Annotated in this window: 26 protein-coding genes and 1 pseudogene; 5 read left to right on the top strand and 22 right to left on the bottom strand. The window is 70.4% G+C overall.

The genetic code is table 11. The features are described 5' to 3' along the window. Positions 1-82 precede the first annotated feature (82 nt). Positions 83-499 (bottom strand): ATP-binding protein, encoded by a 417-nt coding sequence (locus ABT296_RS31085; protein ID WP_351932114.1) that lies wholly within the window; start codon positions 497-499, stop codon positions 83-85. 164 nt (positions 500-663) lie between these two features. On the opposite strand from ABT296_RS31085, the pseudogene ABT296_RS31080 reads away from it, so the two are divergent. Together ABT296_RS31080 and ABT296_RS31075 are read left to right on the top strand one after the other, a co-directional pair. Beyond that, positions 664-1,442: pseudogene (locus ABT296_RS31080) on the top strand (helix-turn-helix domain-containing protein). Beyond that, positions 1,439-1,708 (top strand): DUF397 domain-containing protein, encoded by a 270-nt coding sequence (locus ABT296_RS31075; protein ID WP_351932112.1) that lies wholly within the window; start codon positions 1,439-1,441, stop codon positions 1,706-1,708. Before ABT296_RS31080 ends, ABT296_RS31075 begins: the two are co-directional and overlap by 4 nt. Here ABT296_RS31075 and ABT296_RS31070 read toward each other — a convergent pair. Beyond that, on the bottom strand, positions 1,672-3,042 hold the full coding sequence (locus ABT296_RS31070) for an FG-GAP and VCBS repeat-containing protein (RefSeq protein WP_351932110.1): 1,371 nt from the start codon (positions 3,040-3,042) through the stop codon (positions 1,672-1,674). The two genes, ABT296_RS31075 and ABT296_RS31070, sit on opposite strands and share 37 nt — an antisense overlap. Before the next feature lie 82 nt (positions 3,043-3,124). Further along, entirely contained in the window at positions 3,125-5,053 is a 1,929-nt protein-coding gene (locus tag ABT296_RS31065) for an AMP-dependent synthetase/ligase (RefSeq protein ID WP_351932108.1), read from the bottom strand. Positions 5,054-5,314: 261 nt separating this feature from the next. Between ABT296_RS31065 and ABT296_RS31060 the strand changes: the two genes are divergently transcribed. Then, positions 5,315-6,124, top strand: a complete 810-nt coding sequence (locus ABT296_RS31060) for a MaoC family dehydratase (RefSeq protein WP_351932177.1) — start codon at positions 5,315-5,317, stop codon at positions 6,122-6,124. On the opposite strand, the gene ABT296_RS31055 is transcribed toward ABT296_RS31060, so the two are convergent. The 8 genes from ABT296_RS31055 to ABT296_RS31020 form a co-directional block, all read right to left on the bottom strand. Further along, positions 6,112-6,804 (bottom strand): TetR/AcrR family transcriptional regulator, encoded by a 693-nt coding sequence (locus ABT296_RS31055; RefSeq protein WP_351932107.1) that lies wholly within the window; start codon positions 6,802-6,804, stop codon positions 6,112-6,114. The genes ABT296_RS31060 and ABT296_RS31055 overlap by 13 nt on opposite strands. A gap of 10 nt (positions 6,805-6,814) precedes the next feature. After that, positions 6,815-7,114: a DUF4229 domain-containing protein gene (locus ABT296_RS31050; RefSeq protein WP_351932105.1), complete on the bottom strand. Its 300-nt coding sequence runs from the start codon at positions 7,112-7,114 to the stop codon at positions 6,815-6,817. A gap of 76 nt (positions 7,115-7,190) precedes the next feature. Then, positions 7,191-7,715, bottom strand: a complete 525-nt coding sequence (locus ABT296_RS31045) for a GNAT family N-acetyltransferase (RefSeq protein WP_351932103.1) — start codon at positions 7,713-7,715, stop codon at positions 7,191-7,193. A 430-nt stretch (positions 7,716-8,145) separates the two neighbouring features. Further along, positions 8,146-9,309, bottom strand: coding sequence for an aminofutalosine synthase MqnE (gene mqnE, locus ABT296_RS31040; RefSeq protein ID WP_351932175.1), 1,164 nt, complete (start codon positions 9,307-9,309; stop codon positions 8,146-8,148). 71 nt (positions 9,310-9,380) lie between these two features. After that, positions 9,381-9,836 carry an Lrp/AsnC family transcriptional regulator gene (locus ABT296_RS31035; protein ID WP_351932101.1) on the bottom strand — a complete coding sequence of 152 codons (456 nt, stop codon included), beginning with the start codon at positions 9,834-9,836 and terminating at the stop codon, positions 9,381-9,383. A gap of 75 nt (positions 9,837-9,911) precedes the next feature. Continuing rightward, positions 9,912-10,559 (bottom strand): UbiX family flavin prenyltransferase, encoded by a 648-nt coding sequence (locus tag ABT296_RS31030; protein WP_351932099.1) that lies wholly within the window; start codon positions 10,557-10,559, stop codon positions 9,912-9,914. Positions 10,560-10,611: 52 nt separating this feature from the next. Then, positions 10,612-11,514 carry a menaquinone biosynthesis prenyltransferase MqnP gene (gene mqnP / locus ABT296_RS31025; protein WP_351932098.1) on the bottom strand — a complete coding sequence of 301 codons (903 nt, stop codon included), beginning with the start codon at positions 11,512-11,514 and terminating at the stop codon, positions 10,612-10,614. Then, complete coding sequence (locus ABT296_RS31020) at positions 11,511-12,962, bottom strand: menaquinone biosynthesis decarboxylase (protein ID WP_351932096.1); 1,452 nt, start codon at positions 12,960-12,962, stop codon at positions 11,511-11,513. Before ABT296_RS31020 ends, mqnP begins: the two co-directional genes overlap by 4 nt. 87 nt (positions 12,963-13,049) lie before the next feature. On the opposite strand from ABT296_RS31020, the gene ABT296_RS31015 reads away from it, so the two are divergent. Beyond that, on the top strand, positions 13,050-13,367 hold the full coding sequence (locus tag ABT296_RS31015; RefSeq protein ID WP_351932094.1) for a PLD nuclease N-terminal domain-containing protein: 318 nt from the start codon (positions 13,050-13,052) through the stop codon (positions 13,365-13,367). Between the two features lie 18 nt (positions 13,368-13,385). Here the strand turns inward: ABT296_RS31015 and ABT296_RS31010 are convergent, their stop codons facing one another. From ABT296_RS31010 to ABT296_RS31000, 3 genes are all read right to left on the bottom strand, one after another. Then, positions 13,386-14,003, bottom strand: coding sequence for a hypothetical protein (locus ABT296_RS31010; RefSeq protein ID WP_351932092.1), 618 nt, complete (start codon positions 14,001-14,003; stop codon positions 13,386-13,388). A 10-nt stretch (positions 14,004-14,013) separates the two neighbouring features. Continuing rightward, the gene (locus tag ABT296_RS31005; RefSeq protein ID WP_351932090.1) at positions 14,014-14,418 is read right to left on the bottom strand and encodes a DUF6281 family protein; all 405 of its coding nucleotides are present in this window, start codon (positions 14,416-14,418) and stop codon (positions 14,014-14,016) included. A gap of 74 nt (positions 14,419-14,492) precedes the next feature. Beyond that, positions 14,493-14,792, bottom strand: coding sequence for an SCO0607 family lipoprotein (locus ABT296_RS31000; protein ID WP_351932088.1), 300 nt, complete (start codon positions 14,790-14,792; stop codon positions 14,493-14,495). A gap of 136 nt (positions 14,793-14,928) precedes the next feature. Between ABT296_RS31000 and ABT296_RS30995 the strand changes: the two genes are divergently transcribed. After that, positions 14,929-15,390 carry a nucleoside deaminase gene (locus ABT296_RS30995; RefSeq protein WP_351932086.1) on the top strand — a complete coding sequence of 154 codons (462 nt, stop codon included), beginning with the start codon at positions 14,929-14,931 and terminating at the stop codon, positions 15,388-15,390. 21 nt (positions 15,391-15,411) lie between these two features. Here ABT296_RS30995 and ABT296_RS30990 read toward each other — a convergent pair whose 3' ends face one another. The 8 genes from ABT296_RS30990 to hemL form a co-directional block, all read right to left on the bottom strand. Continuing rightward, entirely contained in the window at positions 15,412-15,813 is a 402-nt protein-coding gene (locus tag ABT296_RS30990) for an SRPBCC family protein (protein WP_351932084.1), read from the bottom strand. Positions 15,814-15,850: 37 nt separating this feature from the next. Beyond that, entirely contained in the window at positions 15,851-16,960 is a 1,110-nt protein-coding gene (ccsB, locus tag ABT296_RS30985) for a c-type cytochrome biogenesis protein CcsB (RefSeq protein WP_351932082.1), read from the bottom strand. After that, entirely contained in the window at positions 16,957-18,663 is a 1,707-nt protein-coding gene (gene resB, locus ABT296_RS30980; protein ID WP_351932080.1) for a cytochrome c biogenesis protein ResB, read from the bottom strand. The genes ccsB and resB overlap by 4 nt, the downstream gene beginning before the upstream one ends. A 2-nt stretch (positions 18,664-18,665) precedes the next feature. Further along, positions 18,666-19,439, bottom strand: coding sequence for a cytochrome c biogenesis CcdA family protein (locus ABT296_RS30975; RefSeq protein ID WP_453168223.1), 774 nt, complete (start codon positions 19,437-19,439; stop codon positions 18,666-18,668). 1 nt (position 19,440) lies between these two features. Further along, positions 19,441-20,031: a TlpA family protein disulfide reductase gene (locus ABT296_RS30970; RefSeq protein WP_351932078.1), complete on the bottom strand. Its 591-nt coding sequence runs from the start codon at positions 20,029-20,031 to the stop codon at positions 19,441-19,443. Between the two features lie 78 nt (positions 20,032-20,109). Next, on the bottom strand, positions 20,110-21,348 hold the full coding sequence (locus tag ABT296_RS30965; protein ID WP_351932076.1) for a polysaccharide deacetylase family protein: 1,239 nt from the start codon (positions 21,346-21,348) through the stop codon (positions 20,110-20,112). A 294-nt stretch (positions 21,349-21,642) separates the two neighbouring features. Then, the gene (locus ABT296_RS30960; protein ID WP_351932074.1) at positions 21,643-22,338 is read right to left on the bottom strand and encodes a histidine phosphatase family protein; all 696 of its coding nucleotides are present in this window, start codon (positions 22,336-22,338) and stop codon (positions 21,643-21,645) included. Then, entirely contained in the window at positions 22,335-23,651 is a 1,317-nt protein-coding gene (hemL, locus tag ABT296_RS30955) for a glutamate-1-semialdehyde 2,1-aminomutase (RefSeq protein ID WP_351932072.1), read from the bottom strand. The genes ABT296_RS30960 and hemL overlap by 4 nt, the downstream gene beginning before the upstream one ends. Positions 23,652-24,028 lie beyond the last annotated feature (377 nt).

Genomic DNA, 24,028 nt, shown 5'->3' with positions numbered 1-24,028 from the left:
TCACGGGAACCGGATTCCTGACGATGTGTCAGAAATCGGAATGTGTCGCGACGGTCTTGTGAAGTCAAGCGCCGTTCACCGCTCAACCGGTGCCGATCTCCGCCCACACCGTCTTGCCGACGTCCCTCCGCGCCACGCCCCACGCCCGCGCGAGCAGCGTCACCAGGATCAGCCCCCGCCCGCTCTCGCCCTCCGGCTCCGACACGTACCGCAGTTCCCGGTCACCCCGCGCGTCGCTCACCTCGATACGGAGCGTGCCCTCCGGGAGGAGCAGCAGCCGCAGTTCGAAGGCGCGGCCGGACACCCGGCCGTGGGTCACGGCGTTGGCGGCCAGCTCCGCCACGAGTTGCTGCGCCGCCAAGCTGACCTCGCCCTCCTGCGGGAAGCCCCACAGGGCGAGCTGCCGCAGGGTCAGATGGCGGGCCTCGCGGGCTCCCCGCGGAGTGGCTCCGATGCGCTGCGCCAGTTCGGCGGTGGGGGTGATGATTTCGGCGTTCACGTCACCGAGAGTGGCGGGTTCTCTCTACCCTGACCAGGAGTGACAGGTCGACGCCGGGTATCTGTACGACTGCGGTGCGTTCTGCGTGCGGGTCGTCGGGCGGGAGGGTCCGAGTGGGCGAGAACGAGGGCGCGGCGGGGTTGTTCGTCGCACTCGGCAAGCAGATGAAGGTCCTGCGCGAGCGGAAGGGCCTGACGCAGAAGGAGTTCGGGGCGCTGGTGGGGTACGGCCCCGACGCCATCTCAGCGATGGAGCGGGGCGTACGGACGCCACAGCCGGAGCTGTTGGAGAAGGCGGACGAACTCCTGGACGCCGGGGGGCTGTTACGGGAGGTCGTCCCGGAGGTACGGGAGGCGATGTCCACGGCTCGGACTCGGCATCCGGAGTGGTATCGGGATTATGCCGGGATGGAGGCGCAGGCAATCGAGCTGCATTTCTATGCCAGTCACGCGATGCAGGGTCTCCTCCAGACCGAGGATCACGCTCGGGCCGTGTTCGCGAAGCGGCGTCCGCTTCTCGATGAGGAAATGATCGAGAAGCGGGTCATGGACCGGCTCTCCCGACAGCAGATCTTCGAGCGTGTACCGGCCCCTGTCGTCAGCTACGTCCTTGAAGAAGTGATCCTGGACCGGCCGACTGGTGGACGGCGCATCCACTCGGACCAGCTCCGGCGTCTGCTGCACATCGGGCACATGAGGAACGTCGAGATTCAGGTGATGCCGACCTCGCAAGAGGAACACCCCAACATGGACGGCGCGTTCAACCTGGTGACGCCCAAGGGGCACGGGCAGGTGGCCTACACGGAGATCCAGGGTATCCCCGACTGATCACCGATCAGGAAGAGGTCCGGAAGATCGCAGACCGCTATGGAATCATGCGAGCGATGGCCCTGCGCCCGGCGGAGTCCCGGAAGTTGATCGAGAGGAAGCTGGAGGAGCTGTGAACACTGAGCGCCTTAACTGGTTCAAGTCCAGCTACAGCGACGGCGAAGGCGGTCAGTGCCTCGAAGTCGCCTACACCTGGCGCAAGTCCAGCCACAGCGGCGGCGAAGGCGGCGACTGCGTGGAGGTCGCCAAGACCCCCACGCACATCCACCTCCGCGACTCCAAGAACCCCGCCGGAGGCCACGTCACGCTCGCCCCCGCCGCCTGGGTCGCCTTCCTCGGCTCCGACTACTGCGGGAACGACGCCACGACGTCCAGCTCCTGAGCGCCGGTTCCGGTGATCGCGGAACCCGTGCCCGGCAGCAGCACGCTCGGGCCGTACCAGTCGGGCGAGACCAGCAGGTCCCTGTCCCCGTCCCGGTCGATGTCGCGGATGCGGACCAGGTGACCGAGGGTTCCGAAGTCGGTCGGGCTGCCGGGGACACCCGCCGTGGCCCGCGTGAACCACTGCGAGCCGGTTCCCGTGATACCGGACGTGCCGCCGCGCAGGACGTGGACGCCGCCCGCGTTCTCGACCGAGCCGACCGTCTCCCACGGCACGCCGACCGCCAGGTCCGCGTAGCCGTCGCCGTTGATGTCGGCGGCGGAGACGGCCCGGCCGAAGCCCTCCCCCTGCGCCGCGGCCGTAGCCACGCCCGAAGTGGACTGCGTGATGCGGTACTTCGTCGTCGGGCCCGTGCTGCCGCCCCGCCAGACGACGACCGAACCGGCGGACTTGTTGTACACCGAGTCGCCGACCGCCAGGTCCCCGTAGCCGTCCTTGTTGAAGTCGGCGACGACACCGGTCGCGTCGTAGCCCGCGCCCGAGCTGTTGTAGACGGTGACCGATCCCGGCTTGATCGTGGAGCCGCCGCGGAGGAACCATGCCTCCGAGGTGAACTTGTCGTCGCGGTAGCCCGTACCGAGCAGGAACAGGTCGGTCGCGCCGTCCTTGGTGACCTTCCCGGCGACCAGGCCCGCGGGTTCGAGCAGGCTGTTGGGGACGTGCTTGGTGACCGACCCCGTCGTACCGGTCTTGGAGAAGCCGCCGCGGTAGATGCGGACGCCCTCGATGCCGTCGGCGACCGCGAGGTCGGCCTTGCCGTCGCCGTTGAAGTCGCCGGCCTCGATCTGCTTGCCGAAGGCGCGGTGGGAACTGGCGGTGATCTTGAGGCGGAGGGCGCCCGTGCCGGTGAGGCCGGACGACGAGCCCCACACGATCGTCACGGCGCCCGCGCTGACCTTGCCGTCGACCTTCTCGGTGAAGTCGGCGACGGCGAGGTCGGCGTAGCCGTCCCGGTTGAGGTCGGCGGCGGCGACGTCCTCACCGAACGCGTCGGCGTAGCCGCCCGCGTCCCCGGCCGTGCCCGGGATGCCCGCGGTGGCCTGTGTGAAGGTCTTGCTGGTGGTGCCGGGACCCTTGGCGGTTCCGTAGGTCACGGTGAACTGGCCGTGGCCCGCGGCGGCGAAGTCGCGGTACCCGTCGCCGTTGAAGTCGTCGAAGTACTGCGCCGGGGTGGCCGCGTGGGCGGCGCCCACGGAGAGGGTGAGCAGTCCGCCGGTGAGGGAGGCGGCCGTGGCCGTGGCCAGCGCCAGGCGAACGGTGCTGCGCGTGAACATGCGTCTCCTGCGATGAGCTGTGACTGGCGACGAGGAGACCCACGGCGGTGGGTGATGGTTGTACGCCGATTCGGACTCGTGATCAGCGCGCGTACAGCGCCTCGATCTCCTCGGCGAAGTCCCGCATGATCTGATCCCGGCGGAGCTTCATGGACGGGGTGAGGTGGCCTTCCACCTCGGTGAAGTCCACCGGCAGGACCGCGAACCGGCGGATCGACTCCGGGCGGGAGACCAGCTTGTTCGCCTCGTCGACCGCGCGCTGGAGGATGGCCATCAAGTCGTCGTCCTCCAGCAGGAGTTCGGCCGGCACCGGGTGGCGGCCGTTCATCCGGCGCCAGTGCGTGATGCCCTCCATGTCGAGGGTGATCAGGGCGCTGACGTAGGGGCGGCGGTCGCCGAGGACGATGGCCTGCGAGATCAGGGGGTGCGAGCGGAGCCAGTTCTCCAGCGGGGCGGGGGCGACGCTCTTGCCGCCGCCGGTGATCAGCAGCTCCTTCTTGCGGCCGGTGATGGTCAGATAGCCCTCGTCGTCGAGTTCGCCGATGTCGCCGGTGTGGAGCCAGCCGTCCACCGCGGCGGGGACCACTCCCCCGGCGGACGGGTCCCAGTAGCCGCGCAGCACCTGCTCGCCGGAGATCAGGACCTCGCCGTCCGCGGCGATCCGGACCTTGGTTCCGGGCAGCGGCCAGCCCACCGTGCCCAGCCGGGGCTTGAGCGGCGGGGTGACGGTGGCGGCGGCGGTGGTCTCGGTGAGGCCGTAGCCCTCGAACACCTCGATGCCCGCGCCGGCGTAGAAGGCGCCGAGCCGGCGGCCCAGCGGGGAGCCGCCGCAGATGACGTAACGGACCCTGCCGCCCATGGCGTTGCGCAGGCGGCGGTAGACGAGCGGGTCGTAGAAGGCGCGGGCCATGGCCAGGGCGCGGCCGGGGCCGGACCCGGTGCCGTGCTGTTTCGCCTCGACGGCCTCGCCGTAGCGTCCGGCGATCGCGGCGGCGCGGTCGAAGGAGGCCACGCGACCGCTCTCCTCCGCCTTGGCGCGGGCCGAGTTGAAGACCTTCTCCAGCATGTAGGGGATGGCGAGCAGGCAGGTGGGGCGGAAGGCCGCGAGGTCGGCGAGGAGGTCGTCCGCCTGGAGGCTGGGCGCGTGGCCGAGCCGGACCCTGGCGCGGACGCAGGCGACCGCCACCATCCGGCCGAAGACGTGCGACATCGGCAGGAAGAGGAGGACGGAAACCTCTTCGCTGGTACGGGACTTGAAGACCGGGTAGAGCAGTTCGATGGCGTTGTCGACCTCGGCGAAGAAGTTGCCGTGGCTCAGGGCGCAGCCCTTGGGGCGGCCGGTGGTGCCCGAGGTGTAGATCAGGGTGGCCAGGGTGTCCGGGCCGAGCATCCCCCGGCGTATCTCGACCTCCTGGTCGGGGAGTTGGGCCCCGGACTCGGCGAGCCGCTCGACATGGCCCTTCTCGATGACCCACAGGTGGTGGAGGTCGGGGAGGCGCTCGCGCTCGGGGCCGAGCGCGGCGGCCTGAGCGACGGTCTCGGTGACCAGGGCGACGGCGCCGGAGTCCTGGAGGATCCAGCGGGTCTGGAAGAGCGAGGAGGTCGGGTAGACGGGGACGGTCACCAGACCGGCGGCCCAGGCGGCGAAGTCGAGGAGCGTCCACTCGTACGTCGTACGGGCCATGACCGCGATCCGGTCGCCCGGCGCCAGGCCCTCGGCGATGAGGCCCTTGGCCACGGCGAGGACCTCCTCGGCGAACCGCGCCGCCGTCACATCGGCCCAACGCCCCTGCTCCGTACGGCGGCTGAGCAGCACCCTGTCCGGTACGGCGAGCGCGTTGTCGAACGGCAGGTCGCCCAGCGAGCCGTGCGAGACGGGCGGGGCGAACGGCGGTACGTACGCCTCCCGGACGGCTCCGTCCAGCCGCCGGGTCTCGGGCCGCACGAGGGCGGGCGCGGGGGCGTCGTCGAAGGCGGCGGACGCGGCGAAGGACGGCAGTGACGTGGACACGGGGGCGGCTCCTGGCACGGCGATCACGGACGGCTCCCCAAGTGCGGGAAAGGGGTTACCGCCGGTTAGAGAGGGGATCGTACGGGGCTCACGTGTGGGGTCTGTGCGCGTTCGGAGAGGGTCGGGAGGCGGGGCTGTGCAACCTCGGGGGTAACTCGAGGGTCGTTCGGGTTCGCGTCGTACGCGGCCTATTACCTCCGGTAACCTTACTCCGGAGTCAGCAATTGGAGGAGTAGGGAGACGCCTGTGTCCGAGTCGCTCATGCCGGTGTTGGCGCGCGGCGCCCTGCTGTCGCCGTTCAAGCGGCCGCACCCCGGGGCCGGCTTCCCGCGCGCGCCGCTGACCGTGTCCGGCCTGCGGGTGGACCTGGCGCGGCTCGCCGCCTACGAGCGGATGTGCGGCTTCCCCACCGGCCAGGACGCCCTGCCCGTCACGTATCCGCAGGTGCTGGGCTTCCCGCTCGCCATGCGGCTGATGAGCGGACGGGACTTCCCGCTGCCGCTGCTGGGGCTGGTGCACACCTCGATCGGGATCACCCGGTGGCGGCCGATGCCGGCGACCGGCTCCTACGACCTCTCGGTGCGGGTGGACGGGCTGGCGGCGCACCGCCGGGGGACGGAGGCGTCCGTCGCCACGGAGGTACGGGCGGGGGCGGAGGTGGTGTGGGAGTCGACGAGCACGTACCTGGCCCGGCACCGGACCTCCACGCAGGGCCCGGCGGCACCCGATCCGGCGGCACCCGATCCGGCGGAACCGCTGCCCGCGGTCGCCGAGTGGCGGCCGGGCGCGGATGTGGGGCGGCGGTACGCGACCGTGTCCGGGGACCGCAACCCGATCCACCTCCACCCGCTCACCGCGCGGCTGTTCGGCTTCCCCCGGGCCATCGCGCACGGCATGTGGACCCTCGCGCGGTGCCTCGCGGCCCACGGGGTGCCGGACGCGGCCCGGGTGCACGCCGAGTTCCGGGCGCCGCTGCTGCTGCCCGGCACGGTGACCTACGCGGCCCGCGGCGAGCGGTTCGAGCTACGGGGCGGCCGGACGCATGTGAGGGGCTCGGTCTACCCGGCCTGAGACTCCTCCGGGGGCGACCAGGGGCGGCCGTCCATCAGGTTGCCCAGACCGGCCCAGGCGAAGTCCATCAGGGTCGCCGCGGCCTGGCGGGCGGTGACGCCCGGGGTGGCGTTGGCCCAGTCGGCGAGCGACTCGGCGGCGCCCACGAGGGCCTCGGCGAGGCCGGCGGACTCGTGCTCGGTGAGCCAGGGCCCGTCCGGGGCGCCGGCGCGGGAGCGGAGGCCCGGGCGGGGGACGGCGGCCGCGCCCGCGGCGAGGATCAGCTGGGTGACGAACCCGACGATGTCCTCGCGCATGGCGCTCACCTCGGCGGCGAACGCGTCGCCGTGGGTACGGGCCTGGAGGTGCAGGACGGACCAGCCGTCCGGGTTCTGCGCGGTGTGCGTGAAGAACGCCCGCAGACCGTCCCAGAGTTGGCGGTCGGCGGGCGCGTCGGTGTGCACTCCCGAGCGCACGGCGGCGGTCAGGGCCTGTGCCTCTCGGCGGATGCAGGCGGTGAAGAGGTCTTCCTTGGAGTTCAGGTACAGGTAGACCAACGGCTTGGACACACCCGCCAGTTCGGCGATCTCGTCCATCGAGGCGGCCATGTAGCCGCGTCTTCCGAAGGTCCGCACGGCGGCGTCCAGCATCTGCTGCTCACGGACCGCGCGCGGCATCCGCTTGGTCTTTACTGCACCCATGGGGGCAAGACTAGGACGTCTGCCCCTGCGTCCGTGCGCTGTCGTCCGCGACGTCCTCCTGGCTGCGGTTCGCCTCCAGGTTGGCCTTCGCCCGGTCGACCCGCTCCACGATCTGCACGGAGGCGCGGTCGCGCTCCTTGCGCAGGGCGACGAAGCTGATCGGGGCCGAGATCAGCAGGGCCAGCAGCACGACCCACATGCCGTTGGAGTCGCCCAGGCCGCGCGGGGCGAGACCGGAGTAGACGAGGCCCCAGACGACCACGAGGCAGCCCACGAAGATCCCGAGGCGCATCAGCGTGTAGCGGAGCATCTCAATCCAGTCTTCCGATTCCAAAAGGGGCGGGAACCAGTGAAGCATGTCGCGTGCGCCGGCTTGGGGGCGGGGCTCAGTCGAGGGGCAGGAGCATGATCACGTCGTCGCGGTCGTCGCCGGGGGCTACGCGGATGGCGTCGGGTATGCGGCCGACCTCCTTGTAGCCGCAGGAACCGTAGAAGCGTTCCAGGCCCTGTCCGCCGCGGCAGGTGAGGCGGATGGCTTCGACTCCGTCGAGGCGGCGGGCGGCGTCTGCGGCGGCGGTGAGCAGGTCGCGGCCGTATCCGCGGCCCTGGTGCCGCGGGTGCACCATCACGGTGTACAGCCAGACCCAGTGGGTCATGAGCCGATGCGTATTGAAGGTCAGAAACGCGGTGGCGGCGACCTGCCCCTCCCCGTCATACCCGACGAGCAGCCGGGTCCGCCCTTCCGCCATGGCGGCGAAGTGCTTGACCAGCTCAGGCCGAATCGCCTCACGATCCACGGGCGCCACGAACCCGACGGACCCACCGGCGTTGGTCACATCCGCCCACAGATCAAGAACCCCGTCCCGAAGGTCGGGACCCACGACAGGATCAAGCACAAAAGTAAGGGCCACGACGCCATCGTATCCCTTACATCACCCCATGCGGCCCGACTGTGGCCGATCGCGCAGTTCCCCGCGCCCCTGAAAACGAGGCCGCACCTCCCCTGCGGCCCGGCGGGGGTTGTTCGCGCAGTTCCCCGCGCCCCCTAAAGAACCAGGTTGTACGTCGTCTGCGGGACGGCGGGGGCCGGTCGCGCAGTTCCCCGCGCCCCTGGGTGGGTACACGCCGAGCCCGCCGCCACAGTTCCCACCCCAGGGGCGCGGGGAACTGCGCGAACAGCCCCCGCCGGGCCGCGGGTGGGATTCGGCCCGGCTTTTCAGGGGCGCGGGGAACTGCGCGATGAGCCCCCACCCGCCCGCAGGCGAGGTGCGGCCTGGTTTTTTAGGGGCGCGGGGAACTGCGCGAACAGGCCCCGCCGGGCCGCGGGCGACGTGCTCGGCGTCAGACTCGCATGGGCTGGGGGGAGTCTCGGCGCGCCGCGTCGGGGCCCTCGTACTCGCGGATGATTTCGTAGCGGGTGTTGCGCTCCACCGGGCGGAAACCCGCGTCGCGGATCAGGTCCAGCAGATCCTCGCGCGTCAGCTTGTTCGGCGTGCCGTAGTTGTCCGCGTCGTGCGTGATCTTGTACTCGACGACCGAGCCGTCCATGTCGTCCGCCCCGTGCTGAAGGGCCAGTTGCGCGGTCTGGACGCCGTGCATGACCCAGAACACCTTCACATGCGGCACGTTGTCGAAGAGGAGGCGGGAGACCGCGAAGGTCTTCAGGGCCTCCGCACCCGTCGCCATCTGCGTCCGCGCCTGGAGCCGGTTGCGGACCTTGCCGTCCTGCACGTCCACGAAGTCATGCTGGTACCGCAGCGGGATGAAGACCTGGAACCCACCCGTCTCGTCCTGGAGTTCGCGCAGCCGAAGGACGTGGTCGACCCGGTGCCGAGGCTCCTCGATGTGCCCGTACAGCATCGTGCACGGGGTCTTCAGACCCTTCTCGTGCGCGAGCCGATGAATCCGGGACCAGTCCTCCCAGTGCGTCCGGTGGTCCACGATGTGCTGCCGGACCTCCCAGTCGAAGATCTCCGCCCCGCCACCGGTGAGCGATTCCAGCCCCGCGTCGATCAGCTCGTCGAGGATCTCGGAGGCCGAAAGACCGGAGATCGTCTCGAAGTGGTGGATCTCGGTGGCCGTGAACGCCTTCAGGGAGACGTTCGGCAGCGCGGCCTTCAACTCCCGCAGAGACCGCGGGTAGTACCGCCACGGCAGGTTCGGGTGCAGCCCGTTGACGATGTGCAGCTCGGTGAGGTTCTCCGACTCCATCGCCTTGGCGAGCTTCACCGCCTCCTCGATGCGCATCGTGTACGCGTCCTTCTCGCCCGGCTTGCGCTGGAACGAGCAGTAGGCGCAGGACGCCGTGCACACGTTGGTCATGTTGAGGTGCCGGTTGACGTTGAAGTGGACGACGTCGCCGTTCTTCCGCGTCCGCACCTCGTGCGCCAGACCGCCGAGCCAGGCCAGGTCGTCCGACGCGTACAGCGCGATGCCGTCCTCGCGGGTCAGCCGCTCACCGGAGCGGACCTTCTGCTCCAGCTCGCGCTTGAGCCCGACGTCCATGGTCATCCCTCTCGTAGACATCTCGTAGACAGCTCGTCAACCGTACTCCCCGGCGGGTCACACCCCGCCGGTCACACCTCGTCGGGAAGCGCTCCCACCCTGTTCTCCCACTTCGTGGAGAGCACGATCGTCGTACGGGTCCGGGAGACGCCCTTGGTGCCGCTCAGCCGCCGGATGGTCTTCTCCAGACCGTCGACGTCGGGCGCCCGCACCTTCAGCATGTAGGAGTCGTCACCGGCGATGAACCAGCAGTCCTCGATCTCCGAGAGGTCCTTCAGCCGGGCCGCCACGTCCTCGTGGTCGGCGGCGTCGGAGAGCGAGATGCCGATCAGGGCGATCACGCCGAGGCCGAGCGAGGCGGCGTCGACGGTGGCCCGGTAACCGGTGATGACCCCGGCCGCCTCCAGCCGGTTGATGCGGTCGGTGACACTGGGTCCCGACAGGCCGACGAGGCGCCCCAGTTCCGCGTAGGAGGCCCGGCCGTTCTCTCTCAGGGCCTGGATGAGCTGCCTGTCCACCGCGTCCATGCGATTCGAAGCCTTCCGCTGAAATGAGGTCGATGGGTTCCTGAAGTGATGAGCACCGCGCCCGCCGCGTGATGCTCAGGTGGTGCGGGCACCGCCGAGGTCGCCCTTCCACCGCCGGTACAGCCCGTGCTCCACACCGGCCGCGTCGAGCACCCGGCCGGCGACGAAGTCCACCAGGTCCTGGATGTGGGTGGCCCCGGCGTAGAACGCGGGCGAGGCCGGTACGACCACGGCGCCCGCGTCGTCGAGGGTGACCAGGTGCCGCAGGGTCTGGCCGTTGAGGGGGGTCTCCCGCACGGCGACGACCAGCTTGCGGTCCTCCTTCAGCGTCACGCTCGCGGTCCGCTGCAACAGGTCCTTGGACAGCCCCAGCGCGACACCCGCGACACACGCCGTGGACGCCGGCACGATCAGCATGCCCTTGGTGGGGTACGAGCCGGAGGAGGGCCCGGCCGCCAGGTCACCGGCGCCCCAGTACCGCACCCCGGTGAGGTCCGTGTCGAAGGTGCCCGGCTTTCCGTCGGCACCCCGCGACAGCCATTCCCGCAGGTCGTCCGCCCAGTGCGCGTCCCGGAAGGCGATCCCGGTCTCGTCGAGGAGCGTGAGCCGCGAGGCCCTGCTCACCACCAGGTCGACGCTCTCACCGGCCGCCAGCAGGGCGCGCAGCACAGCGGCCGCGTACGGCGTACCGGAAGCTCCGGACACCCCCACGATCCAAGGCACGCGCCGCGTTTCTCCTGCGTTCACATCTTGAGCGTACCGGGGGACGAGACGGTCAGACGGTCAGCCCCCGCACCAGGAGGTCCAGCAGCGCACAGACGAACAGGGCGATGCCGATGAACCCGTTGACACTGAAGAAGGCCCGGTTCAGCCGGGACAGGTCGTGCGGGCGGACGATGTTGTGCTCGTAGACGAAGGCCCCGGCCACGATCATCAGGCCCAGCCAGAAGAACCCGCCCGCGTCCGTGAGCACCGCGTACCAGACCAGCAGGGCCGTGGTGACGGCGTGGCAGACCCGGGCCGCCCGGATCGCGGCCGGGATGCCGAAGCGGGCCGGAACCGACATCACACCGGTCTCCCGGTCGGTCTCGACGTCCTGGCAGGCGTAGATCAGGTCGAAGCCGCCGATCCAGACACCGACGGCGAGACCGAGGACGACCGCGTCCCAGGACCAGGCACCGGTGACCGCGAGCCAGGCTCCGATCGGCCCCATGGCCTGGGCCAGCCCCAGGATGGCCTGCGGGTAGTTGGTGAACCGCTTGCCGTAGGGGTAGACCACCATCGGGATCACGGCGACGGGGGCGAGCGCCAGACAGAGCGGGTTGAGCAGCGCCGCCGAGCCCAGGAAGACCACCAGCGCGATCAGCGCGCCCGTCCAGGCGTGCCGGACCGACATCGCGCCGGTGACCAGTTCGCGCTGGGCCGTACGGGGGTTGCGGGCGTCGATCTCCCGGTCGATGATCCGGTTCACCGCCATGGCGAAGGTCCGCAGACCGACCATGCAGACGGTGACCAGGAGCAGCTCCCCCCAGTGGATGTTCCCGTCCGCCTCGAACATCGCGGTGAGGGCGGCGATGTAGGCGAAGGGCAGCGCGAAGACCGAGTGCTCGATCATCACCAGCCGGAGGAACGCCTTGGTGCGTCCCGGCTGCGGGAGCGCCGCGGATGCCGAGCTCACAGGCCGTACTCCTTCCAGCGGCGGTCGACCTTGGCCGCCGTATCGGGGTCCGACTCCACCATGTCCGGCCAGCCGCCGTCGCGGGTGTAGCCCTCCTCGGGCCACTTCTTCGTCGCGTCGATGCCCGCCTTGCCGCCCCAGAACTGCTGGTAGGAGGCGTGGTCGAGATGGTCGACGGGACCCTCGACGATGCTGAGGTCACGGGCGTAGTCGGTGTTGCCCAGCGCCCGCCAGGCGACCTCGTGCAGATCGTGGACGTCGCAGTCGGAGTCGACGACCACGATCAGCTTGGTCAGCGACATCATGTGCGCCCCCCAGACCGCGTGCATCACCTTCTGCGCGTGCTTGGGGTACTTCTTGTCGATCGAGACGATCGCGCAGTTGTGGAAGCCGCCGGCCTCGGGCAGGTGGTAGTCCACGATGTCCGGGACGATGATCTTCAGCAGGGGCAGGAAGAAGCGTTCCGTGGCGCGGCCGAGCGGGCCGTCCTCGGTCGGGGGCCGCCCCACCACGATCGACTGGAGCAGCGGACGCTTCCGCATGGTCACACAGTCGATCTTCAGCGCGGGGAACGGTTCCTGCGGGGTGTAGAAGCCGGTGTGGTCGCCGAAGGGGCCCTCCGGCAGCATCTCGCCGGGCTCCAGCCAGCCCTCGATCACGACCTCCGCCTGCGCGGGGACCTGGAGCGGGACGGTCTTGCAGTCGACCATCTCGATCCGCTTGCCCGCGAGGAACCCGGCGAACAGGTACTCGTCGATGTCGCCGGGGAGCGGGGCGGTGGAGGCGTAGCTGACGGCGGGCGGGCAGCCGAAGGCGATGGCGACCGGCAGCCGCTCGCCGCGCCGGGCGGCGACCTGGTAGTGGTTGCGGCTGTCCTTGTGGATCTGCCAGTGCATGCCGATGGTGCGCTTGTCGTGGCGCTGGAGCCGGTACAGGCCGAGGTTGCGCACCCCGGTCTCGGGGTCCTTGGTGTGGGTGAGCCCGAGGTTGAAGAAGGAGCCGCCGTCCTTGGGCCAGGTGAACAGGGCGGGCAGCGCGTCGAGGTCGACGTCGTCGCCCTTCAGGACGACCTCCTGCACCGGCCCGTCCTTGACCTTCTTCGGCGGTACGTGGGTCATCGCGCCGAGCTTGCCGAACGCCTCCCGCACCCCGACGAACCCGTGCGGCAGCTCGGGCTTGAGCAGCCCGCCGATCCGCTCGGAGATCTCCGCGTACGACTTCAGGCCGAGCGCCTTCAGCAGCCGCCGGTCGGTGCCGAAGACGTTCATCGCGAGGGGCATCGCGGAGCCCTTCACGTTCTCGAAGAGCAGTGCCGGGCCACCCGCTTTCTGCACCCGGTCGACGATCTCCCCGACCTCCAGATACGGATCGACCTCAGCCTTGACACGCTTGAGGTCGCCTTCGCGTTCCAGTGCCCTGAGCAGGGAACGAAGATCGTCGTAAGCCATGCGGTCAAGTATCCCCGAGCGGCTACCCTGGCCCTGTACCTGGGGCCCGTGAACGTGCCCCGACCACCATCCCGCGGGAGGGACCCCATGCTCCGGGTGCTGATGTTCCTGGTACCGCTCGCGCTGAGCATCTACGCGTTCATCGACTGCATCAGCACGAAGGACGAGGACATCCGGCACATGCCGAAGCCGCTGTGGGCGATCCTCGTGCTGCTGTTCCCGATGGTCGGCTCGCTGTCCTGGCTGATCGCCGGCAAGCGCCGGGCCCCGGCCGCCGAGGGCTGGTCGGGCGTGCGCGCCAACCGCTCCCGGCAGTGGGTGGCCCCGGACGACAACCCCGAGTTCCTGAAGTCCCTGGACCCCAAGGACGAGGACGACGAGCCCAGGAAGCGCGACGAGTCCTGAGCCGTCCGGGCCCGTCCGTCAGCCGTTCTGCGTTCGGTCGGCGGACGCCTGCCCGACGTGCACGACCCTGATGTGCTCCTCGCCGAAGGCCCCGTGGACCAGGGGCTCGGCGGTGCCGGGTTCGTCGACGCCCACGTGCACCCAGCCCCGTTCGTCGACGGCGACCTCGCGCATGTCGAAGGTGCCGTCCCAGCGGGTCATGTCCTCGCTGATCCGCTCCGCGAGGGCGTCCAGTGCGGCCCGGTCCACGTCGGTGTCGTGGAGGCGGACCTGGACGCCCTGCTCGGCGGCCTCGCAGACCGCTTCGTCGAAGGCGGGCGAGGGGATGCGGTAGAGATCGGCGGCGCCCGCGTCCTCGTCGACGGACAGGCCCGTGAAGACATCGGCGTGCCGCTCCCGGGCGAGCGAGTCGATGTGTGTGATCAGCCGGTTCAGCGGGGTGTCGTCCGAGGTGTCGTTGGTGGCGGCGGACGGGCCGGGACGGCTGCCGACGCACAAGGCGGCCTCCGGCCGGACCTCGGCCCCGAGTCCTCCGTCGCTGTGCCCGCTCTCCGACTCCCGCACCCACAGCCCGACCCCGGTGACGACCAGCGCGGTGGCCACGGCGGCGGTGGCGATCCTGACGCGGTTCCTCATGGCCTCTGCCTCACTCCGGCTGCGGTGTCAGGCGCGGGAGTCGTGCGACCTCGGGCGGCAGTTCGCCGTCCGGGCGCGCGGCCACGAGGAGGACGCCGTCCGGGGCGTCCCCCACCGTGATCGCCACCTCCGGGTCCACACCCTCGACCCGGTACGCCGTGGTGCGGTGCGCGGGCCCGCCGTCGTCCCCGTCGCCCGGGGTGTCGTCGCAGGGCGGCTGGGTCGCGGTGCCCAGCTCGGCGCCGCGTTCGTAGTCGATGTTCGCCGTGTCGGTGTAGCGGCGGCCGTCGTAGTCGACGACGTACGCGCAGGACGCCGCCCCTTCGCCCGCATCCGGCCCGTCGGCCGACGCCTGGCAGCCGGTCGCGCCCCACACCACGGCCGTCACCACGGCCGGCAGCAGTACCGCTCTCATCAAGCCCTCCCTCATGTCTCCCACGACTCCGACGCGGTGGGCGCCGGATTCGTTCGGCAGGGAAGTGCGGGGCGTCAGGGGGCGTCGATGATGCGGCCGTCCTCGTCGAGGGTGTGGGTGCGCCAGTAGACGTCCCACTTGTCGTCGAGCTGCTCGGGGACCTTGCCCTCCGGGTGGCGCGCGTAGCCCGCGGGCGGCTCCGTGCCGTCCTTCTGGCAGGCCGAGCCGGTGCCGTTCACCTGGAGCACCGGGTACTCGCCGTCGTTGCAGACGTACTCCCGGTACTCCAGGCCGGAGCAGGCGGTGAGGGTCGCGGCCGCGAACGCGCCGGCGAGGGCGAGGCCGAGCGCCTGGAAGCGGCGGGACTTGGGCATCGTGTCGTCTCCTGTTCGAGAGGCGGACCGTGGGCGGTCCGTCTGCCCCCCACTCTGGCCGCCGCGCGCCCCCGGGCCCTGAGCACGCGTACTCAGAAAGCGCGCGCACGGGTGCTCAGCCGGGCAGAGTGGTCCCATGGATCAGGCACAGGCACGCACCTGGCTCGGCACCGCCGTGGCGGAGGCCCGCGCCGGGCTCGCCGAGGGCGGCATCCCCATCGGCGCGGCCCTCTACGGCGCCGACGGCACCCTGCTGGGGCGCGGGCACAACCGGCGCGTCCAGGACGGCGACCCCTCGGCGCACGCGGAGACGGCCGCGTTCCGGGCGGCGGGACGGCAGCGCTCGTACCTCGGGACGACGATGGTGACGACCCTCTCGCCCTGCTGGTTCTGCTCCGGGCTGGTCCGGCAGTTCGGCATCTCCCGGGTCGTGATCGGGGAGGCGCACACCTTCCACGGCGGGCACGACTGGCTGGCCGAGCACGGCGTGGAGATCGTGCTGCTCGACGACGCCGAGTGCGCGGGGCTGATGCGCGACTTCGTCCGGGACCACCCCGGGCTGTGGCACGAGGACATCGGCGCGGTGCCGTCCGCCTAGGACCCGGTGGCGGGAGCCGCCCTACGGCGCTTCGAGTGCTTCGATCAGGCGTTCGAAGCGCGTACGCCAGGTCTCCTCCGAGGCCAGGTCGCCCCGGAACTCGTGGGTGAAGCGGAGGGCGCTGCCCGTGTCGCCGTCGCGCTCCAGGTGGAACCGGATGCGGCCGCCGCCCGCCACGGTGTACTCGGCGACCCGGTCCACGTCCCAGGCGGTGACCTGCCCCGCGCCCAGGTCGCGCAGGGTGACCGCGCCGCCGAGCCGCGGTTCGAGGACGTCGGCGGCGGTGAACCAGCCGGCGAGTCCCCCGGGAGTGGTCAGCGCCGGCCAGACCCTCTCCATGGGCCGCGGGAGCCGCACCAGGAAGTGCAGCAGGTGGGTGCTCCCGCGGGTCTGACTGGCGCCCTCTTCTATGGTTCCGGTCATTCCTCCAGTGTCCCCCGACCGGCGAGGAGGACGCGGATCAGAAGCCGACGGCCCCGAGGGCGCCCAGGCCGACGTCGGCGTAGGAGTGCTTGCCGGAGACGAAGATGTTCACGCCGTAGTAGTTGAAGAGCCAGCAGCCGAACGCGACCAGCGCCAGGTAGGCGGCCTTGCGGCCCTTCCAGCCGGCCGTGGCACGGGCGTGCAGGTAGCAGGCGTAGGCGACCCAGGTGATGAAGGACCAGGTCTCCTTGGGGTCCCAGCCCCAGTAGCGGCCCCAGGCGTCGCCCGCCCAGATCGCGCCCGCGATGATCGTGAACGTCCACAGCGGGAAGACGGCCGCGTTGACGCGGTAGGAGAACTTGTCCAGGGAGGACGCGGCGGGCAGCCGGTCCAGGACGGAGTTGGCGAAGCGGCCGGGGGTGCCGCCGCCGGCCAGCTTGTTCTCGTAGCTGTCCTTGAAGAGGTACAGCAGCGTGGAGACCGCGCCGACGTAGAAGACCGCGCCGCACAGGATCGCCGTGGAGACGTGGATGTACAGCCAGTACGAGTGCAGGGCGGGGACCAACTGGTCGCTCGCGGTGTACAGGACGGTGACGGCGAGACCGAGGTCGAGGAGGACCGTGGTGGTCAGGAACAGCCCCAGCCAGCGCACCGGCTTCCTCAGCGCCAGCAGCGTCAGGTACACACCGACGGCGACGGTGGAGAAGGTGATGTTGAACTCGTACATGTTGCCCCACGGCGCGCGCTGCACCGACAGGGCGCGGGTGAGCACACCGCCGAAGGCGATGAGGAAGGCGAGCACCGTCAGGGAGACGGCGATACGCCCGTAGAGGTCGCCCTGCTCGTCCCCGCCGTGCGCGCCCGGCCCGTCGGGCACGTCACGGGAGCCGGCGGCGGCCCGGACCACGACCTTCGGCCGCTCCAGGACGGCCGTCGAGCCGCCCTTCTTCACCGTGACCGCGGGGGCCGCGGCGGCCTGCTTCGTCGCGGTCAGCGCGGCGGCCGTACGGCCGACCTTGCTGCGGCTGCCGAAGAGCCACTCCGCGATGTACGCGAAGAAGGCCAGGGTGTAGACGGCCATCGCGGAGTAGATCAGCGTGTTGCTGAGGCTCGCGAGGCTTTCGTTGGTTGCGGCGGCGAGAGTCACTTCTCAGCCCCTTCGGCAGGTACAGCGGATTCGTCGGTTGTCGGTGCGGAGTCGTCGTCGGGGTCCGGTTCGGGTGCCCCCGGGGCCTGCTCGTACAGGGTTCCGGCGAGGTCGCCGAGTTCCTCGGGGACCTTGGCGGACTCGCTGCGGCCGAGCCCGGCCATCTCGACCACGGTCACCCCGTCGGCGCCCTTGACCGCCCGCACCCACACCCGGCGGCGCTGGATGAACAGGGAACCGGCGAGGCCGAGAATGGCGGCGACGGAGCCGGCCAGCGCCCAGCCGCTCGCGGGCTGGCGGGTGATCTGGAAGTTGGCCCACTCCTTGGTGGACTCGTAGGTCACCGTGCCGGCGCCGTTCGGGAGCTTCATGGTCTGTCCGGGCCGCAGGTTCTCCCGCAGCTGCTTGCCCTTGGAGTCCTTGAACCCCGTCATGTTCCTCTTCTCCAGCTGGTACACGCTCTGCGGGATGCCCGAGTCCACACCCAGGTCGCCGTGGTACGGCTCCAGGTTGAGGACCGGGTTGAGCAGGGCGGGGAAGCTGGAGGTGATCTCGTTGCCGGCGGCGTAGGTGGGCAGCAGGAACGCCTTGAAGGCGAGCTGCTCGCTGACGCCCTCGGCGTTCTTGTAGCCGTCGTAGACCTTGAGCACCCCGGAGGAGGTGACGTTGGCGTCGAGCGGCAGCATCGGTACGGCGTCGCTGAAGACGACCTTGCCCTTGGCGTCGCGGACGGTGAGCACGGGGGCGTAGCCGTGGGCGGTCAGGTAGACCTTCGAGCCGTCGATCTCCAGCGGCTCGTTGACCTTGACGACCGTCGACTCGTCCTTGCCGTAGGCGCCCTCGGCGTAGGTGAGGGACGCCTGGTAGGTGCGCGGGGTGCCCTTGTTCGGGCCGGACGGCTCGTAGGTGCCCTTGAAGTCCTTCAGGTTGAAGGAGAACGGCGTCAGGTCGTCGGTGCCGAAGAGGGTGCCGGACTTGAAGTCGTCGTACTGGGTGAGCGTGTTGGAGAAGCCGTCGCCCTCGACGACGAGCTTGTTGCCCTCCATCTTGAACAGCTGGCCCCAGGCGAAGGCGATCAGCATCACGATCAGGGCGATGTGGAAGGCGAGGTTGCCGACCTCGCGCAGATAGCCCTTCTCGGCGGCGACCGCGTCACCGGCGAGGTGGGCGCGGAAGCGCTTCTTCCTCAGCAGGGCGAGGGCGGCCTCGCGGACCTGCTCGGGCTCGGCCCCGGTGCGCCAGGTGGTGTAGGCGGGCAGCCGGTTCAGGCGCCTGGGCGCGCCCGGCGGGCGGCCGCGCAGCTGGCCCACGAACTGCCAGGTGCGGGGCACGATGCAGCCGATGAGGGAGACGAACAGCAGGATGTAGACGGCGGAGAACCACACCGAGCTGTAGACGTGGAAGAGGCCGAGCCGGTCGTAGAGCGGCGCGAGGACGTCGTGCCGGTCGCGGAACTCGGCGACCTTCGTCTCGTCGGAGCCGGACTGCGGGATCAGCGAGCCGGGGATCGCGCCGAGCGCGAGGAGCAGCAGGAGCAGCAGGGCGACCCGCATCGAGGTCAGCTGCCGCCAGAACCAGCGGGCCCAGCCCACCACGCCCATCGCGGGCACGTTCGGCAGTTCCTCGTTCGGGGCGGTGGAGAGCTGGGAGCCGGCGGCGCCGAGGTCCTGCTCGTCGGCGCGGTCGGTCGTCGTGTTGCTCATCCTCAGATCCCCACAGTGAAGCCGTTGGACCAGGTCTGCATCTCGGACACCATGTTGTCCCAGACGCCGGTCAGCAGGAGCAGCCCGGTCGCGATCATCATGGTGCCGCCGATCCGCATCACCCAGACATAGTGGCGCTTGACCCAGGCGAAGGCACCGAGCGCCTTGCGGAAGGCGACCGCGGCGAGCACGAAGGGCACGCCGAGGCCGAGGCAGTAGGCCACGGTCAGTATGGCGCCGCGGCCCGCGCTCGCCTCGTTGTAGGACAGGGCGATCACCGAGGTCAGGGTCGGGCCGATGCAGGGCGCCCAGCCGATGCCGAACAGCGCGCCCAGGAAGGGCGCGCCGGCCAGGCCGGCCATGGGCCGCTTGTGGAAGCGGAACTCACGCTGGGTCATCCAGGGCATCAGGCCCATGAAGAAGACACCCATGGCGATCATGAGGACGCCGAGCACCTTGGACAGGACGTCCTTGTGCTCCTGGAGGCTGTCCCCGGCGTAGCCGAACAGGGCCCCGCCGGAGACGAACACGGCGGTGAAGCCGAGGACGAACAGGGAGGCTCCGGTCACCATCCGGCCGCGCCGGGCCTCGGCGAGGTCGGTGCCGGTGACGCCGGTGACGTAGGAGAGGTAGCCGGGGACCAGCGGCAGGACGCAGGGGGAGAAGAAGGAGACCAGTCCGCCGAGGACCGCGATGGGAACGGCGAGCAGCAGGGCGCCGCTCATCACGGTCTGGTTGGGGTCGGTGGCCGCCGCGAGTGTCGTGAGGGTGCTCACGTCACTTCTCCGCGAGGACCGGGTCGATCATCTTGCGCAGCTTCTCCTCGCTGAGCGCGGCCAGCGAGCGGGCGGCGATCTTCCCGTCCCGGTCGAGGACGAGCGTGGAGGGGATCGCCTGCGGGTTGAGCGTGCCCTTCTCGAAGCGGAGCATCAGCTTGCCGGTCGGGTCGTACAGGCTGGGGTAGGTGACGCCCTGTTCCTCCTCGAAGGCGAGGGCGTTCCGGGTGCTGGTGTCGCGGGTGTTGATGCCGACGAACTGGACGCCGTCGTCCTTGAGGTCCTGGTAGACCTTCTCGAAGTTCGGCGCCTCGGCCCGGCAGGGCGCGCACCAGGAGCCCCAGACGTTGAGGACGACGACCTGGCCGTCGTAGGAGGAGACGTCGAGCTGCTTGCCGTCGACGGTGGCGCCGGACAGGTCGGGTGCGGTGTCCCGCTCGGCCTTCTTCACGGTCGCGATGCCGTCGGCGCCCGTGACGAAGCCGGTGTCCCCGCCGCCCCCGGACGTGCCGCCCGAGGTGCACGCGGAGAGCAGCAGCCCGGCGGCGACGGCACCGGCGAGGGTCAGGGGGGCACGGCTGGCGGCACTCATGTGAAAAGTTTCGCATGTCCGTTCCGGGGATCTTGCGCACCCCCCTCGCAGGCGAAAACCCGCATTTCAGACCATGTTTCAGAGGTTCTTCCAGCCTCCGGCGGGGGCCTGCCCCACATCGAGGGTGCGGAGCTTGTCGAGGACCTCGGGCGACTGCGCGTCGAGCCAGTCCACGAACTGCCGGAACGACACCAGCCGGACGTCCTCGCCCTTCTCCTTCTCCCGCGCCATGTGCTTGAGCGCCTCTTCGACGGCGTCCATGTAGATGCCGCCGTTCCACTGCTCGAAGTGGTTGCCGACGAAGAAGGGAGCGCGGTTTGTCTCGTATGCCCGCTTGAAGCCGGATATGTAGGCCTGCGTCGACTGTTCGCGCCAGCCCGGGTAGTTGTGGCTCGGGGCGTTCGTGGAGTTCAGCGACTGGTTGGCGAGCATGTTGTAGTCCATCGAGAGGACTTCGAAACTGCGTCCGGGGAAAGGTATCTGCTGAAGCGGCAGGTCCCATATGCCCTGCTTTTTGGTGGGCCAGACCTGGCGGCCGCCCGGCGAGGAGGCGTCGTAGCGCCAGCCCAGCTCGCGGGCGACGGGCAGCAGGTTCTCCTGACCGAGCAGACACGGCGTACGGCCGCCGACGAGTTCCTTGTCGTAGTCGAAGGGCAGCGAGGGCAGTTCGGTCCAGCCGCTGTGGGTGCGCCACTTCTGCACGAAGGACTTCGCCTGGTCGATCTCGCTGCGCCACTGCGCGCCGGTCCAGTTGGCGACGGAGCCGGAACCGGCGCAGAAGTGGCCGTTGAAGTGGGTGCCCATCTCGTGCCCGTCGAGCCAGGCGCGGCGGACGTTGCGCAGGGTGTCCTTGATGTGCGCGTCGGTCAGGTAGCCGATGTCGGAGGCGCCGCGCAGGTTGTTCGGGGGGTCGTAGAGACGCTTCTTGGACTCGGGCAGGAGGTAGAGCCCGGAGAGGAAGAAGGTCATGGCCGCGTCGTGCTCGTCGGCGAGGTCGAGGAAGCGCTCGAAGAGGCCGTTGCCGACGTCACCGGCGCCGTCCCAGGAGAAGACGACGAACTGGGGCGGGGTCTGGCCCGGTTCCAGGGGTACGGGCTCGGCCGGCTGCTTGGGCTGCTTGCCGGTGTAGGAGGTGGACCCGTCGCCGATGGGGCGGGCGGCGGGCCTGTCGGCCGGGGGGCGCTCCGCGGAACCGGTGGAACCCCGGGAGGGCTCCGGGCCGTCCGACGGGGTGAGGTTGCCGCATCCCCCGAGTCCGACCGCGGCGGCCCCGGCGACGCCGAGTCCGAGTGCTCCCCTTCGGGTGAGAGTGCGCATGGCATCCCCGTTCGTCACGTGCTCTGGTGGTCACCCGGTCAGAGTCCGTGACGAACGAGGCGGTTCCTGTTGATCACCTGTGTTACAGAACAAATACGGCAGGTCGGGCGGGCGTTGCGCTAGGGCCTGTCGTCACATTCCCGTCGTCGCCCGGAGGGCGGCGGCGCGGCGTCAGGTGCGTGCTCTCGGCGTGCCGGGCACGGACCCTCGGACTGGTTGTCCGTGGGTCTGTGCCCGGTGCGGCGAGAGTGCGTGCATGGCGCCGCGCCGCAGACGGGAATGTGACGACAGGCCCTAGGCCCCGAACGCCTTGTCCGCCCCCTTGACCGGCTTGGCGCCGGCGCGGAGATGGGCCGGGACCAGGTCCAGGGCGGGCTCGGTGTAGCCGACCGAGACGATCCGGTCGCCCCGGTAGGTGAAGGTCGTCAGCGAGGCGAGGGTGCACTGGCGGCGGCGCGGGTCGTGCCACAGCCTGCGCTTCTCGACGAAGGACCGCACGATCCAGATCGGCAGCTGATGGCTGACCAGCACCGCCTCGTGGCCGCGCGCCCGGTCCTTGGCGGCGTCCAGCGCCCCCATCATCCGCACCACCTGGTCGACGTACGGCTCGCCCCAGGACGGCTTGAACGGGTTGACCAGGTGCTTCCAGTTCTCCGGCCGCTTCAGCGCCCCGTCGCCCACGCCGAAGGTCTTGCCCTGGAAGACGTTGTCCGCCTCGATGAGCCGCGCGTCGGTGGCGAGGTCCAGGCCGTGCGCCTTGGCGATCGGCGTGGCCGTCTCCTGCGCCCGCTCCAGCGGGGAGGCCACGACATGGGTGACGTCGCGGGCGCCGAGGTGCTCGGCGACCCGGTCGGCCATCTGCCGGCCCAGCTCGGAGAGGTGGTAGCCGGAGAGCCGGCCGTAGAGGATGCCGTCCGGGTTGGCGACCTCGCCGTGCCGCATCAGGTGGACGACGGTGATGTCGGGGTCGGCGGGCCGTACGTCCGTCATGCCTGGGCCTCCGCCGCCGCGCGGGCCGCCGCCGGAAGGGCGTCGGCGATCTTCTGCAGGGCCCGCTCGTCGTGGGCCGTCGAGACGAACCACGACTCGAAGGACGACGGCGGCAGGTACACGCCGCTCGCGAGCAGGGAGTGGAAGAAGGCGGTGAAGCGGAAGGACTCCTGCGCCTTGGCGCCCTCGTAGTCGCGTACGGCGCGGTCGGTGAAGAACACCGAGAACATGTTGGAGGCGGTCTGCAGCCGGTGCGCGACGCCCTCCTTGGTGAGCGCCTCCGTGACCAGGGCCTGGATCTGCTCGGACACGGCGTCGACCTTGACGTAGGCCGCGTCGTCCAGGAGCCGCAGCTGCGCGAGACCGGCGGCCGTCGCCACCGGGTTCCCGGAGAGGGTGCCGGCCTGGTAGACCGGCCCGGCGGGCGCCAGGTACGCCATCACGTCGGCCCGTCCGCCGAAGGCCGCGGCCGGGAAGCCGCCGCCCATGACCTTGCCGAAGGTCATCAGGTCGGGCACGACGCCGTCCACGCCGAACCAGCCGGCGCGGCTGGTGCGGAAGCCCGTCATGACCTCGTCGGAGACGAAGAGCGCGCCGTTCTTCCGGCAGGCGTCCTTCAGGCCCTGGTTGAAGCCGGGCAGCGGCGGCACGACGCCCATGTTGCCGGGGGACGCCTCGGTGATCACACAGGCGATCTCCCCGGGGTGCCGGTGGAACGCCTCCTGCACCGCTTCGAGGTCGTTGTACGGCAGCACGATCGTGTCGCCGGCCTGGGCGCCGGTGACACCCGGGGTGTCGGGCAGCGCGAAGGTGGCGACACCGGAGCCGGCGGCGGCGAGCAGCGAGTCGACGTGACCGTGGTAACACCCGGCGAACTTGATCACCTTGGTGCGCTGCGTGAACCCGCGGGCGAGCCGGATGGCGGACATGGTCGCCTCGGTCCCGCTGGACACCAGCCGCACCTGCTCCAGCGGCGCGATCCGGGCGACCATCTCCTCGGCCAGGGCGACCTCGCCCTCACCGGGCGTACCGAAGGAGGTGCCGCGCGCGACGGCCTCCTGCACGGCGGCGATGACCTCCGGGTGGGAGTGCCCGAGGATCATCGGCCCCCAGGAGCAGACCAGGTCGACGTACTCGCGGCCGTCCGCGTCGGTGAGGTAGGCGCCCTTGCCGGACACCATGAACCGGGGCGTACCGCCCACCGCCCGGAAGGCGCGCACCGGGGAGTTCACACCGCCGGGCGTGACGGCCGCCGCACGGTCGAACAGAGCCTGCGACTCAGGCGCATCGTATGAATAAGGCTGTGAGCTCATGTCCTGCGACTTCTCCGACCTTCTCCGACTGCTCGGACTCCGGTTGTCAGTGACCTCCTCAGAGTAGGCCAGCGGGCACCCGGGCCCGCGGGCCCGCTCTGCCGCGACCTCGCAATCGGCCCCCACCCCCGGGCGATCTGCGAAACTGTGGGCTGGTACAAGATCCTGCGGACAGGTGTTTCCACGCACGTTTCGGCGAGCGACCGTGGGGGAGGTCACTGACACGATGATCGGGTTGCGCGGTAGGGGCCACGCGTCCTAAAAAAGCAGTCGGGTGGAGATATGCATCGCGGTGGCGGACTGGGCGAGGGGACCGACGACGTCGGTCCGCGTCGTGCCCGGCGGGGAAGGCACCGGCGTGACATGGAGGAAACGGC

The organism is Streptomyces sp. NPDC000983, assembly GCF_040299205.1.
Classification (GTDB): domain Bacteria; phylum Actinomycetota; class Actinomycetes; order Streptomycetales; family Streptomycetaceae; genus Streptomyces.
Note: the sequence above shows the minus strand (reverse complement) of the source record. Positions and strands in the feature narration are given on the sequence as shown.